The sequence below is a fragment of the Bacillus sp. IBL03825 genome (genome assembly GCF_024712505.1).
GTDB lineage: Bacteria > Bacillota > Bacilli > Bacillales > Bacillaceae_G > Bacillus_A > Bacillus_A wiedmannii.
Map to the genome: position 1 here is coordinate 4,260,294 of NZ_JAMXKE010000001.1, position 19,300 is coordinate 4,279,593.

Genomic DNA, 19,300 nt, shown 5'->3' on the forward strand with positions numbered 1-19,300 from the left:
GCCTTTAGCATAATAAAAAGACAGAAGAATATAAGTATAACCACTCCGCTATAATCTATTACGAAATCAACAGGTATTGTGTTTCTCACGAGCGAAAAAAGCACATTCACCTTTGGTAAATGTGCTAAAACAATTTTTGGTTTTGCACTGCATTCACAATAATGTTGGCTGTTTCTTCAATCGCTTTATTCGATACATCAATTACTTGACAATTTATTTTACCAACTACATTCTCAAAGTGATCAATTTCTTCTTTAATACGATTAATATTGGCATATGTTGCACCGTCACTTAGTCCAAGTGATTTCAATCGCTCTTTTCGAATATGATTCAACTTATCTGGCGTAATTTTCAAACCGAAGCATTTTTCTTTAGCCACTTGATATAATTCTTCAGGCGGATCTACTTCTGGTACGAGCGGTACATTGGCAACTTTCAAACGTTTGTTATGAGCTAAATATTGAGAAAGTGGTGTTTTTGATGTGCGCGAAATTCCAATCAACACGATATCTGCTTTTAAAATACCACGTGCGTCTCTACCATCATCATACTTTACAGCAAACTCAATCGCTTCAATCTTTTTAAAGTATTCTTCATCTAATCTACGAACAACACCCGGCTCATATCTTGGTACTTGCCCTGTAATTTCTTCAATTTGATCGATAAGAGGCCCGATAATATCATATGCCTCTACGCCTTCTTTCGCAGCCTCTGTCACTAAATACTGACGCATGTCAGGCTTTACTAACGTAAAACAAATAAGCGCTTGATTGCCCTTAGCAATCGAAATCACTTCTTTTAATGTCCCTGTATCTTCTACATACGGTACACGTCTAATATCAGGAGCAAATGGGAATTGCCCCATCGCTGCTCGAACAACCAAATCAGCCGTTTCTCCAACAGAGTCAGATACGACATATACGATTTTATTATCCATTACATTACCTCACTTTAAACAAATTACACTTATTCGTTATTTACTAAGTTTACAAACGCACGTGTAATATTTGTTTTTGTAATTCGTCCAATCACTTCTAAACCTTGTTTCGTATCTTTTACAACTGGCATTGCATCAATCTGTCTTTCTATTAATTCCATCGCAATATCATATAAAGAATCTTCTCTACGACACATCGCAATGTTCGGCATCCTTGTCATGATAATATTAACCGGAAGAGAGGTTAAATCCTGCTTTCCAAGGCTAGCTCGTAATAAATCTTTACGAGATACAACGCCAACTAATAGCGTCGATTGATCTACAACGAACAATGTACCTACATCCTCTAAAAACATAGTACAAATCGCATCGTATACTGATACATTTTTATCAATTACAGCTGGTCTAGATTGATAATCTTGTACTTTAATTTTCTTAACAGCTTCAGATAATAGCTGCCCCCCGGTTTTACCCGTATAAAAATAACCTACGCGTGGACGCGCTTCTAAATAACCAGCCATCGTTAAAATTGCTAAGTCTGGTCTTAGCGTTGCACGTGTTAGTCCTAATTGCGCAGCAATTGACTCCCCTGTAATAGGACCGTGATCTTTTACAATCTGAATGATATGTTCTTGCCGTTTATTCAGCTCTATGATAATCACCACCTTTAATGCACAACGAAAAAAGTTATACTATCTCTTAAATATTATATACTAAATATGCTATTCGAAAAAGATAGGATGTAAAAAGGACCGTATACGGTCCCAAATTATATTTGAAACTTATCAAGTTGTTCTAAGAAACGTCTTGACTTCAAATAAATCCCGCAATATTCATCATAATATGTATTCAATACTAAACGCATTTGTTTTTTTGTGCTATCCTTCACTGATACATTGCCAAGTCTATGTAAATCGAAGTGGTAGAAAAGACGTAATAATTTATGAACAGCTTCCCCCACTGGTATACGATACTGGTCTTGCTCAGCATGACGCGAGCACAGAAAACCGCCTTCCCGGACAGAGAAGGCGACAAAATCTGTTTCTTGATGACAAATCGCACATGTATCAAAGTACGGGCGCATCCCTAATACCGGAAGCATTTTCGTTTGATAAATTAATGATAATACTTCTGAATCAACACCCTCACACATATAATGCAACGTTTGATATAACATTTCAAATAAATATGGATTATGTTTTTTATCTTCTGTTGCTTTATCAGTTAACTCAACAATAAATGATGCATAAGCAGTTAAAAATATATCCTCGCGAATTTCTTTCATAGTTGAAATAATCTCGCCTTGTTGCAAAGTTCCAAGTCCAGATCCCATTTGAATAAGAAAATTACCATGGGTCATAAGTTGCGAAACAGATGCTAGCCGGCTTTTCGGTTTTTTCGCTCCTCTTGCCATTGCACTTACCTTACCCAATTCTCTTGAGAATATTGTAACAATCTTGTTCGTTTCTCCGTAATCTGTCGTACGGATAACGATGCCCTCAACTTTTTGAAACATGTTCGTCACCATCCAAGGTTTGAACAAAACGGGTCAAGAAATTGGAGAGTCTAGATGCGCTAGCTCCTCTTCATGTTGATCCATCTCATCGTTTACGTCTTTTTCCATTTCTTTCAAAAGCAAGTACGTTTCAATGCTTCCTGTTTTGGAGAAAAACTTCCAGGTAAAATCTAGCATAAGAATCCACCTTTCTCAATAAGCGTAGCCTATAAACCAATTTCCTTTGTTGTTATTAAATTGACCCATTTTGTCCATTTTCATGTGAGAAAAATTTTTCCTAATTTATCAAAACTTATAAAAACCAATAATCAGCGGATGAACAAAACATCCGCTGATTACAGCTTTACTCTATTTTAGTACTCGTCTTCGCGGAAACCAAGGTCACGAAGCTGAGACATTTTATTACGCCAATCTTTTTGCACTTTTACCCATACTTCTAAAAATACTTTAGAACCAAGTAGTGCTTCAATGTCAAAACGAGCTCGCTTACCGACTTCTTTTAACATCTTTCCTTGCTTACCTATAATAATTCCTTTTTGTGATGCACGTTCAACAACAATCGTTGCGTTTATATAAACCGCTCCGCCCTCACGTTTTTGAATTGCATCAATAACAACCGCTACAGAGTGCGGCACTTCTTCACGTGTTAAATGTAATACTTTTTCACGAATAAGCTCTGAAATAATAAATCGCTCTGGATGATCCGTTACTTGATTATCTGGGTAGTATTGCGGTCCTTCTGGTAAATACTTTTTAATTGTTCCAATTAAAGCATCCACATTATTGCCGTCTAATGCAGAAATTGGTACAATCTCTGCAAACTCATATAGTTTACGGTATTGATCAATTAACTCTAACAATTGCTCTGGATGAAGTTGGTCAATTTTATTAATTACTAAAAATACTGGTTGTTTCGTTTCTTTTAATTTCTCAATAATGAATTCCTCACCACGACCAAATCCTTCAACTGCATTGACCATAAACAGAACAATATCAACTTCTTTTAATGTCGTTTGAGCCATCTTCACCATGAAGTCGCCTAATTTATGTTTAGGTTTATGTATTCCTGGTGTATCAATGAAAATTACTTGTGAATCATTTTCTGTATATACGCCTTGAATTTTATTACGAGTTGTTTGTGGCTTGTCACTCATAATGGCAATTTTCTGGCCGATAATACGATTTAAAAATGTAGATTTCCCAACATTCGGTCTGCCAATAATAGAGACAAAACCTGATTTATAACCTTTTCTATTCATGTAAATCCTCCGCTAAAAATGCTCCTGGTAACAATTCTCCGACTGTCGTCTCTTGAACGTCACCATGTAAATTTGATAGGTATACTTTCGTATCCTGTTTACATAATTCTACCATAACTTGTCGACATGCTCCACAAGGAGGTACTGGACGCTTTGTATCCGCCACAATCGCGATAGCTACAAACTCTTTATCTCCTTCAGAAACCGCCTTAAATAAAGCTGTTCTTTCTGCACAGTTACATAAGCCATATGATGCATTCTCAACATTACATCCACGATATACTTTTCCATCCTGTGTTAATAATGCTGCACCTACTTGAAATTTAGAATATGGTACGTACGCTTGTTTACGCGCTTCGATTGCTTCTTGAATTAATTGTTTACTATTCATATTCCCGCATCCTTCCTGTCCACAGCTGTGAATAGATACACTCTCTCATTAAAGGCCTTTACGGCACTTTCAAAGCTTCATAAAAGCTTTGGAATGCAACTATACCACATACGGCAAAAAGATAATAGCACCAATTATAACAGCTATTATCGCAAACAATAAAACCGATCCGGCTGCGACATCCTTTGCAATTTTCGCAAACGGATGTATATCGGTAGTCGCTAAATCTACTGTTTTTTCCACAGCCGTATTTACCATCTCTAAACTCATTACAATTCCTATTACAATAAGTAATACTGTCCACTCTACTTTCGTAATATGGAAATAAAAGCCGCAGCATATAACAATGACTGCGGCTAAATAATGAATTTTCATATTTCGTTCATGACGAAAACAAAAGAATATACCTGCTATAGCATATCCAAAACTATTTATAAGTTTTCCTTTTTTCATCGTCCTAATCCAAATGCCTCTAAAATTTCTTTTTGTCTTCCAAACATTTCTTTTTCATCCTCTTCTGTCATGTGGTCATAACCAAGTAAATGTAAAAAGCCATGTAACGCTAAAAAGCCAAGTTCACGATCAAAAGAATGTCCATACTCTTCAGCTTGTTCTTTCGCTCTCGGAATAGAAATAATAAGGTCACCTAACATACGAGGCATCTCTGCACCTACAATTTCCATTTCTCCTTCTCCCATTTCTTCCATAGCAAAGGAAATGACATCAGTAGGCTGATCCTTATCTCGGTAATCACGATTAATCTCGCGAATGCGTTCGTTATCTACAAATGTCACTGATAACTCCGCACCATCCTCTATTTTTTCCATTTGAGCTGCTTTTTCTAATATCTCACGAATTAAATTCACATATTCTTCTTTCACTTCTTCTGTTTCATCAATGAAATCAATTAATAAACTCATTCTTTCTCCTTCTCTTCCGGTGGTTCCGGATATGTAATACGCGAATGGAAAATACCATTTAACGTTTCACATAACGTTTTTCCAACGATTTGTAGTTCCTTAAACGTCAAATCACATTCACTAAATTGCCCATCTTGCAGGCGATCTTTAATAATACTTTGCACTAAATTATTAATTTGATCTGGCGTTGGGTGATTCATAGAACGTACCGCCGCCTCAACACTATCAGCAATACCAACAATTGCCGACTCTTTAGAAGTTGCTTTTGATCCCGGATAGCGAAACATCTCTTCTGTATATTTTTCTTTATCTTCTTTAATTGCCTTATAGTAAAAATATTTAAGTAATGTTGTACCATGGTGTTGTCCAGCAATATCGATAATTTCTTGCGGAATATGGTATTCTTCGAGCATTCTGACTCCATCTGTTACATGAGCAATGATAATATCTTTACTCGTCACAGGATCTAATTTATCATGTGGATTTTCAATTCCCATCTGGTTTTCAATAAAGAATTGCGGTTGTACTGTTTTTCCTACATCATGATAATACGCCCCTACACGTGCTAATACACCATTTGCTCCAACCGCTTCACACGCTGCCTCAGAAAGATTCGCTACCATTACACTGTGGTGATACGTTCCTGGCGCTTCTAACAAAATTCTACGCAAAAGCGGATGATTCGGACTTGATAGTTCCATAAGCTTCATGCTTGATACAATTCCAAGTCCACTCTCTAAATATGGTAATATCCCCATAGCCAAAACGGATGAGATAATTCCTGAAACGGAAGCCATCAATAATTGCGTTCCAATTTCAAGAGGTGAAAAATTCCCATTACGTAATAATAATAACGCCGCTAAGACGACCACATTTAAGATAGAAACGAGTATACCAGCTTGCAAAATCATCGTACGACGATTTTTTTCTCTTAAGAAAATGCTTACTGATAATGAACTTAACAACACATAAATACCTACACTATAATTCAGTGTACTTGTTACCCCTTCATTAAACATAATACTTCCGCACACAGAAAAAATCATACTTGTTAAAAATACAAATCGATCGCCAATCATTAGTTTTACAAGTATTGTTCCCATCGCAACCGGGACAACATACGCAATTCCTGCATATTCAAGCTTTTGAAACAAACTAATCGTTTTCATTAAAACAATCGTGATAGACAAAATTGTAATATACGCTAAAATATATGGTCTATCTTCTCTTTTACGCTGTAAAAATACTTCAAACTGCTTATGCATAAAGTACAGTAACACACCAATGAGCACTGCTAATCCAACATAAGGCTGAAAACTATTACCTTTCTCTAATAAACCGACTAATTTCAACTGATTATACATATCACTTGAAATTGTTTCACCTTCTCTAACAATAACTTGTCCTTGAAGAATATAAACAGGTGGAACTAAATCTTCTTCCGCTTTCTTCTTCTCTTTCGTTACAGCCGGATCATAAAAATAATTTGCTGTAATTGCATATGATCCTAGCGCGTTCACAGCTTCCTTCAATCCGCTATTCACATTGAGGCTTTTCATTTCATTAACAAATCGCTCTTTTGCTGCTATTTCTTCGGACATTTTAATATTTCCACCCATAATAACACTAACAGACGTTAGAGCCGCGTTCTTTGCTAATTCTAATTGATCCGGTTCTGCATTAATAAAATATAATAAATTCTCATCAGATAATTCCTTTGTTAAATTAGATGGCAACTTCTTCTTCAACTTTTCTAATTTATTTACATCGGTCATCTTTTTTTGCTCTTCAGGTCCAGCAGCTTTCATCTCTTGAATTGCTTCATTTACCTTAGCAAAAACATCATTTACAATATCTACTCTATTTTGTTTATATTCACTTCTATATGTATATTGATCCCCAACTTTTTGAGCGGCCTCTTGTTTTTTTCTGTCCGTTATAACCTTATCTTCAATTTTAATAGGAGAATGAATTGTTTTTTTTGCAATAGAATACATATCAACATCTAATTGCTCTGGTTTTACATTATTCATAAGTGCAAAAAACAACACTGCTCCTAATAAAACGTAAGAAATCCAACTTAGTTTTTTCGAATGTTGTAAATTACGAAACCACTTAGAAATTTCTTCAGATCTTAACATGATTTCAATACCTTCTCCTCTCCAGAAATAAAGTGAAACTATTTATAGCTTTCATTTCTTCTAGCCAACGATACTTTTAAGTAACATTTTGATAAACCAGTACCTATAGTTTATTTCTCTTATCTTTTATGATAGTAAAAAACATGCCGTTCGCCAACCTTAATACAAAAAGAAATGATCCTGACAAATAGGATCATTCCATTTTATCATATGCCTCAATAATACGTTGCACCAGCGGATGCCTCACAACGTCCGTTTGTTCTAATGTAATAAATGAAAGACCTGACACACCAGATAAAATGTTAGAAGCTAGCGAAAGCCCTGATTTTACCCCTTTTGGTAAGTCTACTTGTGAAGGATCCCCCGTAATAACCATTTTAGAACTAAAACCTAATCTAGTTAAAAACATTTTTATTTGTGCACCCGTTGTATTTTGCGCTTCATCTAAAATAACAAATGAATCATCGAGCGTACGCCCTCTCATATAAGCAAGAGGTGCGATTTCAATTACCCCTCGCTCCATCATACGTTGCGTATATTCTTGTCCAAGAATATCGTGCAAAGCATCATACAATGGACGTAAATACGGATCTACCTTCTCTTTCAAATCTCCTGGTAAAAAACCTAAACTCTCTCCAGCTTCTACAGCCGGTCTCGTTAAAATAATTTTCTTTACATACCCTTGCTTTAAAGCTCTCACAGCCATTACTACAGCTAAGTATGTTTTCCCAGTCCCAGCAGGTCCCATTCCAAATACAATATCATTCTTCTTCATTGCATGAATATATCTTCTTTGCCCCATTGTTTTTACACGAATGGATTTACCTTTTGCCGTTTTAAAGATTTCTTCTTCATATAACTCTTCAAATTGAGCAATTTTCCCTTGTTGTGCGAGCTGAATTGCATACGCAACATCTCTTTCTGTAATTGATATACCTTTTCGAATAACAACAAGTAATTGCTGTAAGATTTTTTCTACGAGTGTCACAGTTTCAACTGCTCCAGATGCATGAACAGTTTCACCTCTAGTTACAATCGATACATTCAGTTCACGTTCAATTACTTTCAAATGAGCATCATTGACTCCAAAAAGAGCGATTGCTTCGTTAGTATTTTCCAATTTTTGGTTCATTTCTACTAATTGTTCTGCCATTACTCAGTCTCCTTGAATATCGGATTCGGATATTGGTTGTGGCTCTGCAATATTTTCGATCACAGTATAATGCAACGTGACTTTTAGTTGATCCGCCTCAACCTCTTTACTCAAAATCTTATCACTTACAATCATAGCATGTTCATCCAATTTTTTCTTTAGTTCTTTTTCAGCCATCTCTTTTGCTACTTTCATTGCCTGTTTTTCTGTATATTCCCGATTCGCTTCTTCCTCTTCTCGTACAATATCTTTTTCATACGCGATCGGCAGTGTAAAACCAAATAGTTTCACATCGTGTTTTACACTTTCAGTACGAGAGCGTTTATACTTATCATGTTGAAATCCCCATATTTTTATTTTCGCACTCCCAAACGTAAGGTAATGCTCATTATATGCATTGCCAGTATATACTTGAAATTGCGTCTTCAGTGGTACATTCACCTCAGATGTGTACCACGTTTCTCCATATACAATACCTTTCGCCGAAACAATCGTCGGACTCTCCTCATTACCGTATACCCCTGATACGAGAAGCTGCCCTTTTTCGACATGGTCATTTTTCAAGACGACTGGTTTTCCTACTTCAACAAATGTTTTTGTCACAATCGCTTCTTTTTTTGCTACTAAATTTTGCGGCCTTTGTTCCTTTTCTTTTTTCGGCTCGTTTTTTTCAACAATTTTAAAATGATACGTCGTTCCTCTTATTTCTAGTCCCGCCCAAGTAATCGCATTAATATTGTCTGTCAAATGACGTTGTACATCTTCTACATTAGGCATTTGGAATTGTAATTTCCCTTTTTTAATACCCATTTTGTCCAATTCTTTCATCAATATATATTCTGTTTCAGGTTTCGCCCCTGTAATTTCAATTTTCCAAACCATATTAGATAATGCAATCATGCCAAAAAAGAAAATTAAAAAACCAATTAAGAATCCACTATTTTTAATTAAACGCTTATTCAAAAAGGGAAAACCGTAACGCCCAATAAAATATAGTTTACATTCATTTTTTCTATAAATTGGTTTTATTTTCTTCACATCTCGTAATAACATACAAAAAACTAACGTTTCATCAGCAATCTTCTTAACATCCCAAACTAATAATTTTCTACGTACACATTCGTTAACGAACCGTTCCGCTCCTCTACCTTCAATTCGTACTTTTACATATCCAAGCCACTTTATAAACCATTTATTTTTCATCTACTATCTCCACTACCTTTCCAAAAGTATACACACTACTTTTTTCACTTTAATTAGCAAAATAGCTCGTACGAAAATGAAATAAAGAGTTCTACCACCCATAAATAGCGAGATAAACTGAATAGTAAGTTCGAATCACGAAAATAACGAAGAAAAACTTCACATATGGAAGTTTCCCTCACTCCTCTTTTTTTTCGTTTTCTAAAAATGTCACTTGCTCAATTATTCCTTCAAGCAAAAGTTCTTCTGGAAGGATTGTTTTAATAATAAAGGATTGCCCTTTAATTAATAATTGACCGTGCTTTAATAACAATCTTACTTCTTTATCTGAAAACACTAATAAACCCCGATGATTTTCTATATAGATATGCACTTGCCCAACAAGCGTGATCCGAGGTAGATCCATTAGCACATCCACTGGCAGGTCTATTTGCTTTGTTAACCAATTCTTCATTTGTTCTAATTTTTTCATCTCAAAAGACCCCCTCTCATCCCATATGTATGAAAAAAGAGCTTGTAATATCACGTCCAAACTGAAAAAAAGCATAAAAAAACGTCTCATACGAAATGAGACGTTTTTTTATGCTAATAGCTGGATAACCAGCTTATTCACAAGTGATCCGTCTGTTTTACCTTTTACTTTCGGCATAACAGCAGTCATCACCTTACCCATATCTGCTTTAGAAGTCGCACCAACTTCAGAAATAACTTGCTTAATTACATTCGCTAGTTCTTCTTCTGTTAATTGCTCCGGCAAATATGCGCTTAAAATCTGAATTTCACTTTGCAGTTTATTAACAAGGTCTTCACGACCAGCTTTTTTAAATTCAAGGAGGGAGTCCTTATACTGTTTTACTTCACGAGCTAAAACTGTTAATTCCTCTTCTTCAGTAAGAGTATGTTGCAGTTTAATACCTTCATTTTGTAAAGCAGCCTTAACCATACGAATAACGGTTAATTTTTCTTTTTGTTTATTCTTCATCGCTTGTTTCATATCATCGTTTAAACGACCGAGAAGACTCATAACTTACACCCTCTCTTAGAATTTACGCTTTCTTGCCGCTTCAGATTTCTTCTTACGTTTTACACTTGGCTTTTCATAAAACTCGCGCTTTCTTGCTTCAGCAAGTGTACCAGTTTTAGAAACCGATCTTTTAAAACGGCGAAGTGCATCCTCCAAAGACTCGTTTTTACGAACGACTGTTTTTGACATTCTCTTTCCCTCCCTCCGAAACATCACACTTACATACTAATTTCAGCATGCAAAAAGAAACCCTTCTTCAGCATGTCTTTTACGATTATAATACATTTTATCACTTCAGGTCAACTATTTGGCAGAATAAAAGAAGAATAGATGCCCTTCCCTGTTCAAAATCTATGTAGATAGCTATTATCCTTTTCCCCTGAAGACAACTATATTTTTATCATTACATCTTTTTTAATACAAGAAAATATTAAATAACTACTCATTCGACGTACCTGCCTTTTCAGTACTTAACTTCTCCACGAAAAAAAAGAAAGCATGCAAATCGTTTCCGTTTGCATGCTTTTTTTATCCTGCTATTTACCGGGCAGTAAGACCCCCACCTCAAAATTCAGCAAAAGCAAAGAACTTAGGTAGGAGTCCGGCTGATAATGAGCGGGGAGGAACAAAAACCCCACTCATTAAAGTTTCATTTTATGCGCTTGCTGATTCTTTTTTTACATCATCTTCAAGAACACGAACAAATTGCGCTTCGTTATATGGATAACCAGCTTTCGTAATTTTCACTTTCACTAGCTTACCAATTAATTCTTCTGATCCTTCAAATACAATTTTTAAGTAGTTATCCGTATAGCCTACATATAACCCTTTACGGTCGCCCTCTTTAAATTGCTCTTCCGGAATGATTTCAAGCACTTCCCCTTCAAACTGTGACGCATACTCTTTCGCTAATTGGTTAGATAGTTCAATTAAACGATGAACACGATCATTCTTCACATCTTCAGGAACTTGATCCTCCATACGCGCTGCAGGTGTTCCTGTACGCTTTGAGTAAGGGAATACGTGTAACTCTGAGAAGCGATTCTCTTTAATGAAATTGTATGTTTCCATAAATTCTTCTTCTGTTTCACCCGGAAAACCAACAATCACATCCGATGTAATCGCAAGACCTGGTAACGCTTCTTTCAATCGATCTAAACGCTCTTGGAAAAATTCCATCGTATACTTACGACGCATACGCTTTAATACAGTATTAGATCCAGATTGCAATGGAATGTGCAAGTGACGTACAACTACTTCAGACTTATCTAACACTTCAATTACTTCATCTGAAATCTGACTCGCTTCAATAGAAGAAATACGAAGACGTTTTAATCCGCCTACTTCCGCTTCCATATCACGAAGTAATCCAGCTAAGTTATAATCTTTAATATCTTCACCGTACCCACCTGTATGAATACCTGTTAATACGATTTCTTTATAACCTGCATCTACTAATTGCTGCGCTTGTTTAATAACTTCTTTTCCATCACGAGAACGCATTAAACCACGTGCCCAAGGAATAATACAGAATGTACAGAAATTATTACAACCTTCTTGTATTTTTAAAGATGCACGTGTACGATCCGTGAAATAAGGTACATCCAGTTCTTCGTATACACGTGTTTTCATAATGTTGCGGACAGCATTAATTGGTTGACGCTCTTTGCGGAATTCTTCGATGTATCCTAACATCTTTTCACGATCCTGTGTACCAACTACAATATCTACACCTGGAATCGCCATAATTTCCGCTGGAGATGTTTGTGCATAACATCCCGTTACACAAATAACTGCATCCGGATTTTGACGAACAGCACGTCTAATAACTTGACGGCTTTTCTTATCTCCCGTATTCGTTACTGTACACGTATTAATAACATATACATCAGCTTTCTTTTCATATTCAGTTCTTTCATATCCACCTTGTTTAAACAATTGCCAAATGGCCTCTGTTTCATAGTGGTTTACTTTACAACCTAACGTATGGAACGCAACAGTTGACATTGATCATCACCCCATCAATTCAAAATGATACGAAGCAGCACTTAACGCGTATAACGGCGCCGTTTCTGTTCTTAAAATTCTTGGTCCTAAACTACATGGTACAAATTTATGTTCACGAAGCGTAGTAATCTCTTCCTCCGCTAAACCACCTTCTGGTCCAAATACAATCAATAGTTTTTGGCCTGGTTTCATCGTCGTTAAAGCTTTAGCAAAATTGGATTTCTCACCTTGTTTTGCTTCCTCTTCGTACGCAACAAGGCATACATCATACTCATTACTCATTGAAAGCAATTGCTTAAATGATGCCGGTGCATGCACTTCTGGAATTTCGCTTCTATGCGATTGTTCCGCAGCTTCTTTCACAATTTTTCTTAAACGCTCAACTTTTTTATCAGCTTTTTTCGCATCCCATTTTACAATAGAGCGAGATGCTTGAAATGGTAAAAATGCGGCTGCCCCAAGCTCAGTTCCTTTTTGGAAAATTAACTCTAGCTTGTCTCCTTTCGGCAGTCCACTTGCAATCGTCACGAAAACAGGAAGTTCACTTGACGCCTCTACCCATTCTACAATAGCCGTATTAATAAATTCACTGGTAATTTCATCAATTGAACATACTGCTGTTTTTCCGTTTACACAGCAATAAATGTGATCCCCAGCTGACATACGCATCACTCTTGCGATATGATGTACGTCATCACCTACAATGCGAATACTTGTCTCATTTACATATTTCTCTTCTACAAAATAACGTTGCATATAATCACCTTAGTAGAGTTTCGTTCCTTTCGTAAGTCAACACTTACGAAAAGAACGAAACGTTATCATTTTTTCATATAACAAACGGCAAGTCCCTCACCTTATAGTGAGAGACTCCCCTTTTCATTATAAACTAAAATCTATATTACGCATTTCGTGCAATAATTGCTACCCAATCTTCCATTCGTAATACTTCTTCAATTGTAAATCCAGCTTTTTCTAGCGCCTCAGAAATTATCTTTTCCTTCGCTGCAATAATGCCCGATGTAATAAATAATCCGCCCGACTTCACAACTCTTGCTGCATCCTCAGGGAATAAAAGAATAATTTCTGCCAATAAGTTAGCTACGATTAAATCAACAGGACCTTCAATACCTTCTAAAAGACTATTTTGTCCAACAGACACGATATCATCTGTTTTATTTAAACGTACATTCATTTCTGCACTTTCTACTGCAACTGGATCTAAATCATAGGCTTGAACAGAAGACGCACCTAATTTTGCCGCTGCAATACTAAGTACACCAGAACCTGTTCCTACATCAATGACAGTATCACCTGGCTGAACTGTTTTTTCTAAAGCACGAATACACATCGTTGTTGTCGGATGGGTTCCTGTCCCAAACGCCATACCTGGATCTAATTCAATAATTTTTTCTTCCGGAGAAGCTGGTGTATATTCTTCCCACGTCGGCACAATTGTGAATGTATCAGAAATTTGTACTGGATGGTAATATTTTTTCCAAGCAGTAGCCCAATCTTCTTCATTGACTTCGTTAACGGTAATATTTCCAGTACCAATTTCGATGTCGTAAGATGGAAGCATATCAATAGATGATTTTACACCCGCAATCGTTTCCTGTAAAGAATCCGTTTGTGGGAAATATGCTTTTATTAATACACCTTCCGCCGGATATTCATCTGGGTTCAATGCATAAATTTCACCATATTGTTGCTCGCGCTCTTTCGTCAACTCCGCTGGATCCTCAATTGCAACTCCACTAGCACCAGCTTCGTGTAAAATATGAGAGACAGCTTCTACTGCTTCTTCTGTTGTATGAATACTAACTTCTGACCATTTCACAATTTACCAACTCCATTTTTTATTTCCATTATTCCCCTTTGAAAGCACGTTTAAGCTTTCCAAATAAACTATCATCCTGCTCTTCTTGTCCCGCAAATTCACGTAATAACTCTTTTTGATGTGAAGTTAATTTCGTCGGTACAACAACACGAACGACTACATATTGATCTCCTTGACCGTATCCACGTACGTTCGGAGCACCTTTTCCTTTTAAGCGGAATTCTGTTCCTGTTTGTGTTCCTGCTGGAATTTTCAGCTTCACTTTCCCATGAACAGTAGGAACTTCCACTTCAGCACCAAGTGCCATTTGCGCAAATGTTAATGGCATTTCACAAATAATGTGATCTCCTTCACGCTCAAAGAATTCATGATTTCTAACATGAACAACAACATATAAATCTCCTGCCGGTCCGCCATTTACGCCTGCTTCACCTTTTCCAGATACACGAATTTGTTGACCATTATCGATACCTGCCGGAATCTTAACGTTGATTTTTTTACGTTTACGTACTTTACCAGAACCGTGACATGTCGTACATTTTTCTTTAATCATTTGACCAGTTCCTGAACAATGACCACAAGCTTGACGGTTTACGATACGACCAAATGGTGTATTTTGTTCTACACTTACTTGCCCTGATCCTGAACAATGTTTACATGTTTCTTTTGAAGTTCCTGGTTTCGCTCCGCTACCTTTACAAGTATCACATGGATCTTCTACTGGAATCTCAACATTTAATTCTTTACCAAAAATAGCTTCCTCAAACTCTAAAGTAACTTGATATTGTAAGTCAGCACCTTGACGCGGAGCATTTGGATCACGACGTCTCCCGCCACCGCCGCCAAAGAACGAACTAAAGATATCTTCGAAACCGAAGCCACCGCCGAAGTCTCCTCCGCCGCCAAAGCCTTGATTTGCACCAGCATGACCAAATTGATCATATTGCGCGCGCTTTTGATCGTCGCTTAATACTTCGTATGCTTCTTGTACTTCTTTAAACTTTTCAATTGCATTTTCTTCTTTACTTACGTCTGGATGGTATTTTTTAGCCAAACGACGATACGCTTTTTTTATTTCATCTTTTGAAGCACCCTGGCTAAGTCCAAGGACCTCATAATAGTCTCGTTTACTCATAAATTTACAACCCCCGAATCTTTCACATAAACGTAATTTTAACACCGAAAGAAAGTGCTTTGCAACAAAGTTTCCTCACTTACAGTATGCAAAGTAAAAAACTTAAGAACCTCACACTTTTCTTTTCATTCGTGAAAAAAGTCAAAGTCAAGGCACGCTTGACTTTGACTTTTTGTCATCTTACTTATTTATATTACTTATCTTCTTTTACTTCTTCAAACTCAGCGTCTACTACATTGTCTTTCTTCGCGCCAGCATCTTGTGCTCCTTGTGCACCTTCTGCTTGCCCTGCAGCTGCTTGAGCTTGCTCATATAATTTAACAGTTAATTGTTGTACGATTTCTTGTAAAGCATCTTTTTTCGCACGGATTTCCTCAAGCTCGTTCTTCTCGATCGCAGCTTGTAATGCTTCTTTCGCTTCTGTTGCTTTTGCAACTTCAGCCGCATCCACTTTACCTTCTAAATCTTTTACAACTTTATCCGTTTGGAATACAAGCTGATCAGCTTCGTTACGAAGTTCAACTTCTTCCTTACGTTTTTGGTCAGCGTCAGCATTTGCTTCTGCTTCTTGTACCATACGATCTACTTCTTCATCAGAAAGACCTGAAGAAGATTGGATTGTAATAGTTTGCTCTTTGCTTGTTCCTAAGTCTTTTGCACGTACGTTAACGATACCGTTCGCATCAATATCGAATGTTACTTCGATTTGTGGAATACCACGTGGTGCTGGTGGAAGGTCTGTTAATTGGAAACGACCTAATGTTTTGTTGTCAGCTGACATTGGACGCTCACCTTGTAATACGTGAATGTCTACTGCCGGTTGGTTATCAGCAGCTGTTGAGAATACTTGTGACTTACTTGTTGGAATTGTAGTGTTACGCTCGATTAATTTCGTGAACACACCACCCATAGTTTCAATACCTAAAGAAAGTGGAGTTACGTCTAATAATAGTACGCCTTCTACATCACCAGTAAGTACGCCACCTTGAACTGCAGCACCTAATGCTACAACTTCATCAGGGTTTACACCTTTATATGGTTCTTTACCAGTTTCACGTTTAATAGCTTCTTGTACAGCTGGAATACGAGTAGATCCACCAACAAGGATAACTTTATCTAATTCGCTTGGAGCAAAACCAGCGTCTTTTAATGCACGACGAGTTGGCTCTAACGTTCTTTCAACAAGACCTGCTGAAATCTCTTCGAATTTCGCTCTTGTTAACGTTAATTCTAAGTGTAATGGACCAGCAGCTCCAGCACTAATGAATGGTAATGAAATTTGTGTTTGTGTTACGCCAGAAAGATCTTTTTTCGCTTTTTCAGCTGCATCTTTCAAACGTTGAAGTGCCATTTTATCTTGGCTTAAATCAATGTTATTTTCTTTTTTGAACTCAGCTACTAAGTGGTCAATAATAACTTGGTCAAAGTCATCTCCACCAAGACGGTTGTCACCAGCAGTTGAAATAACTTCGAATGTTCCGTCTGCTAACTCAAGGATAGATACGTCAAATGTACCGCCACCTAAGTCATATACTAAGATTTTTTGCTCTTCATCTTGTTTTTCTAAACCGTAAGCAAGCGCTGCTGCTGTTGGTTCGTTAATGATACGCTCAACTTCTAAACCAGCGATACGACCAGCATCTTTTGTTGCTTGACGTTCTGCATCGTTGAAGTATGCAGGTACTGTAATAACAGCTTTCGTTACCGTTTCACCTAAGTATGCTTCAGCAGAAGCTTTTAAGTTTTGTAAAATGATTGCAGAAATTTCTTGAGGTGTATAATCTTTACCTTCAACTTCTACTTTGTAGTCTGTACCCATATGACGTTTAACAGACATGATTGTATTTGGGTTTGTAATTGCTTGACGCTTTGCAACTTCCCCAACTTGACGCTCTTCATTTTTGAAAGCTACAACAGAAGGTGTTGTACGGTTTCCTTCTGGATTTGGGATAACCTTTGGTTCTCCACCTTCCATAACAGCTACACAAGAGTTTGTTGTACCTAAGTCAATACCGATAATTTTACTCATGGCGAATCCTCCTACTTTTATGTAAATTATTGATTTACTTTTACCATTGATGGGCGAATCACACGGTCTTTTAGTTTATAACCTTTTTGGAATTCTTCAACTACCGCGTTTGATTCAAATTCACTATCTTCCACTTGCATAATAGCTTGGTGTTCATTAGGATCAAACTGTTTACCAACAGCTTCAATCGCTTCAACACCTTCTTTAGTCAACGCTTCTAGCAATTGACGATGCACCATTTCCATACCTTGTAACAAGGATTTCGTTTGCTCATCAGTCGCTTCCACTTGCATCGCTCTTTCAAAATTATCAAGAGCTGGCACAATATCTGAAACTAGACTTTGTGCTCTATATTTTTCAGCAGCCTGTTTATCCATTTGGACACGACGCTTATAATTTTCAAAATCAGCTTGTAGACGTAATGTGCGACCTTCCGTTTCCGTTAGCTTCGCTTGTAACTCATCTACTTTTTCTTGTAAAAGAGCAGCCTCACTTTTTTCTTCTACAGTTTTTTCACTGTTTTCTGTCGTGACAGCTTCTTCAACTTGCGCTTCTTTTACTTCTTCTATCACTTGTTCGTTACGCTCTTCCACAATATTCACCTCCTTAAAAGGTATTAGGTATTATGCTGAACACAATTACCTAAGTATTATATATTACACACAGCAATGAAAATTTCATTACTTGAGCGAATGTATTACTCTCATTTACTTTTTAAGCCCATCAGTAAATTGTCTCGTAAATAACTGTAACAAACTAATTACCCGAGAGTATTGCATTCTTGTCGGACCTAAAATAGCAATTGTTCCAAGCTGTTCTTCTCCAATCGAATATGTTGCAGAAATTAAACTACAATCTTCCATGGCTGTCGCAGAGTTTTCCCTACCAATGTTCACTTGAATACCTACTTGTTTATGACGCAAAATGTCATAAAACTCAGCTTCATTATCAATCATCGTCAACAAGGATCTTACTTTGTGAATGTCATGGAACTCTGGTTGCGAAAGCATATTTGCTTTACCTCCAAAGTATATCTTTTCCGATAAAGGAACTTGAAATGTACCATCTAACATTTTTATTGCACTATCGTAATTATGAACATATCCACGTAAAACTGTAACAATCTCTTTAAAGATTTTGTTATGCAGTTCTACCATTGGTACACCCGATAGCTTTTCATTTAAAATATTAACCATTTTTTCTAAATCTGATAAATCAACAGATTCCGGAACGGTAATCGTTTTGCTTTGTACATGCCCTGTATCCGTTACAATAATAGCGACTGCAGTTTGACGATCAAGCGGTACAATTTGTACGTTTTTAAGTTTATTTGTGCTTAACTTCGGTCCAAGAACAATGGCCGTATAATTCGTAAGCTCTGATAAAATTTGAGCCGATTGCTGTGCAATCTTTTCCGCTTCAAAAATTCTTTCAGCAAATAAATCTTTAATTTGTACAATTTCATCGTTCGGTAAGTTTTGCGGCGCTAAAAGATGGTCTACATAAAAACGATATCCTTTTTCAGAAGGAACACGTCCTGAAGAACTATGCGTTTTCTCAATAAACCCTAGTTCCTCTAAATCAGCCATTTCATTTCGAATAGTAGCTGAACTAAACGTAATTTCATCTTTCTTAGCCAACGTCCTCGACCCAACAGGTTGCGCTGATCCAATAAAGTCATCAATAATTGTTTGTAAAATTAAGAGCTGACGTTCCGTAAGCATCTCATCATCACCTCTGTTAGC

Annotated in this window: 21 protein-coding genes; all 21 read right to left on the reverse strand. The window is 36.8% G+C overall.

Annotated features, from left to right (window positions below; all coding sequences use genetic code 11):
• Window positions 1-124: 124 nt before the first annotated feature.
• The 21 genes from NHG49_RS21835 to hrcA all read right to left on the reverse strand — a co-directional run bounded on the left by NHG49_RS21835 (window position 125) and on the right by hrcA (window position 19,279).
• The gene (locus NHG49_RS21835; RefSeq protein ID WP_064474775.1) at window positions 125-937 is read right to left on the reverse strand and encodes a pyruvate, water dikinase regulatory protein; all 813 of its coding nucleotides are present in this window, start codon (window positions 935-937) and stop codon (window positions 125-127) included.
• A gap of 29 nt (window positions 938-966) precedes the next feature.
• A complete protein-coding gene (gene ccpN / locus NHG49_RS21840; RefSeq protein WP_000583755.1) occupies window positions 967-1,599 on the reverse strand; it encodes a transcriptional regulator CcpN in 633 nt (210 codons plus the stop codon).
• 107 nt (window positions 1,600-1,706) lie between these two features.
• Window positions 1,707-2,453 (reverse strand): DNA repair protein RecO, encoded by a 747-nt coding sequence (recO, locus tag NHG49_RS21845; protein ID WP_000487012.1) that lies wholly within the window; start codon window positions 2,451-2,453, stop codon window positions 1,707-1,709.
• Window positions 2,454-2,486: 33 nt separating this feature from the next.
• The gene (locus NHG49_RS21850) at window positions 2,487-2,630 is read right to left on the reverse strand and encodes a YqzL family protein (protein ID WP_000883924.1); all 144 of its coding nucleotides are present in this window, start codon (window positions 2,628-2,630) and stop codon (window positions 2,487-2,489) included.
• Between the two features lie 176 nt (window positions 2,631-2,806).
• Window positions 2,807-3,712, reverse strand: coding sequence for a GTPase Era (gene era, locus NHG49_RS21855; protein WP_001080239.1), 906 nt, complete (start codon window positions 3,710-3,712; stop codon window positions 2,807-2,809).
• Window positions 3,705-4,103, reverse strand: a complete 399-nt coding sequence (locus NHG49_RS21860) for a cytidine deaminase (RefSeq protein WP_001086294.1) — start codon at window positions 4,101-4,103, stop codon at window positions 3,705-3,707. Before NHG49_RS21860 ends, era begins: the two co-directional genes overlap by 8 nt.
• 99 nt (window positions 4,104-4,202) lie before the next feature.
• The gene (locus NHG49_RS21865; protein ID WP_064474774.1) at window positions 4,203-4,556 is read right to left on the reverse strand and encodes a diacylglycerol kinase family protein; all 354 of its coding nucleotides are present in this window, start codon (window positions 4,554-4,556) and stop codon (window positions 4,203-4,205) included.
• Window positions 4,553-5,023, reverse strand: coding sequence for an rRNA maturation RNase YbeY (gene ybeY / locus NHG49_RS21870; RefSeq protein ID WP_000054689.1), 471 nt, complete (start codon window positions 5,021-5,023; stop codon window positions 4,553-4,555). The genes NHG49_RS21865 and ybeY overlap by 4 nt, the downstream gene beginning before the upstream one ends.
• A complete protein-coding gene (locus NHG49_RS21875; RefSeq protein WP_064474772.1) occupies window positions 5,020-7,164 on the reverse strand; it encodes an HD family phosphohydrolase in 2,145 nt (714 codons plus the stop codon). Before NHG49_RS21875 ends, ybeY begins: the two co-directional genes overlap by 4 nt.
• A 193-nt stretch (window positions 7,165-7,357) precedes the next feature.
• Window positions 7,358-8,317, reverse strand: coding sequence for a PhoH family protein (locus NHG49_RS21880; RefSeq protein ID WP_064474771.1), 960 nt, complete (start codon window positions 8,315-8,317; stop codon window positions 7,358-7,360).
• Between the two features lie 3 nt (window positions 8,318-8,320).
• Window positions 8,321-9,520: a sporulation protein YqfD gene (yqfD, locus tag NHG49_RS21885; protein WP_048541519.1), complete on the reverse strand. Its 1,200-nt coding sequence runs from the start codon at window positions 9,518-9,520 to the stop codon at window positions 8,321-8,323.
• A gap of 178 nt (window positions 9,521-9,698) precedes the next feature.
• Entirely contained in the window at window positions 9,699-9,992 is a 294-nt protein-coding gene (gene yqfC / locus NHG49_RS21890) for a sporulation protein YqfC (RefSeq protein ID WP_000732264.1), read from the reverse strand.
• Window positions 9,993-10,100: 108 nt separating this feature from the next.
• Window positions 10,101-10,544, reverse strand: coding sequence for a GatB/YqeY domain-containing protein (locus NHG49_RS21895; RefSeq protein WP_000054579.1), 444 nt, complete (start codon window positions 10,542-10,544; stop codon window positions 10,101-10,103).
• Between the two features lie 15 nt (window positions 10,545-10,559).
• Window positions 10,560-10,733 carry a 30S ribosomal protein S21 gene (gene rpsU, locus NHG49_RS21900; protein ID WP_000048061.1) on the reverse strand — a complete coding sequence of 58 codons (174 nt, stop codon included), beginning with the start codon at window positions 10,731-10,733 and terminating at the stop codon, window positions 10,560-10,562.
• 465 nt (window positions 10,734-11,198) lie between these two features.
• Window positions 11,199-12,551 (reverse strand): tRNA (N(6)-L-threonylcarbamoyladenosine(37)-C(2))-methylthiotransferase MtaB, encoded by a 1,353-nt coding sequence (gene mtaB, locus NHG49_RS21905; RefSeq protein ID WP_000108688.1) that lies wholly within the window; start codon window positions 12,549-12,551, stop codon window positions 11,199-11,201.
• Between the two features lie 6 nt (window positions 12,552-12,557).
• Complete coding sequence (locus tag NHG49_RS21910; RefSeq protein WP_064474770.1) at window positions 12,558-13,307, reverse strand: 16S rRNA (uracil(1498)-N(3))-methyltransferase; 750 nt, start codon at window positions 13,305-13,307, stop codon at window positions 12,558-12,560.
• Between the two features lie 145 nt (window positions 13,308-13,452).
• Window positions 13,453-14,391, reverse strand: coding sequence for a 50S ribosomal protein L11 methyltransferase (gene prmA / locus NHG49_RS21915; RefSeq protein WP_000872122.1), 939 nt, complete (start codon window positions 14,389-14,391; stop codon window positions 13,453-13,455).
• Window positions 14,392-14,419: 28 nt separating this feature from the next.
• Entirely contained in the window at window positions 14,420-15,526 is a 1,107-nt protein-coding gene (gene dnaJ, locus NHG49_RS21920; protein WP_064470265.1) for a chaperone protein DnaJ, read from the reverse strand.
• Between the two features lie 193 nt (window positions 15,527-15,719).
• Window positions 15,720-17,555: a chaperone protein DnaK gene (gene dnaK / locus NHG49_RS21925; protein ID WP_000034697.1), complete on the reverse strand. Its 1,836-nt coding sequence runs from the start codon at window positions 17,553-17,555 to the stop codon at window positions 15,720-15,722.
• Between the two features lie 26 nt (window positions 17,556-17,581).
• Window positions 17,582-18,148, reverse strand: a complete 567-nt coding sequence (gene grpE, locus NHG49_RS21930; protein ID WP_064474769.1) for a nucleotide exchange factor GrpE — start codon at window positions 18,146-18,148, stop codon at window positions 17,582-17,584.
• 114 nt (window positions 18,149-18,262) lie between these two features.
• Complete coding sequence (gene hrcA / locus NHG49_RS21935; RefSeq protein ID WP_064474768.1) at window positions 18,263-19,279, reverse strand: heat-inducible transcriptional repressor HrcA; 1,017 nt, start codon at window positions 19,277-19,279, stop codon at window positions 18,263-18,265.
• Window positions 19,280-19,300: the final 21 nt, after the last annotated feature.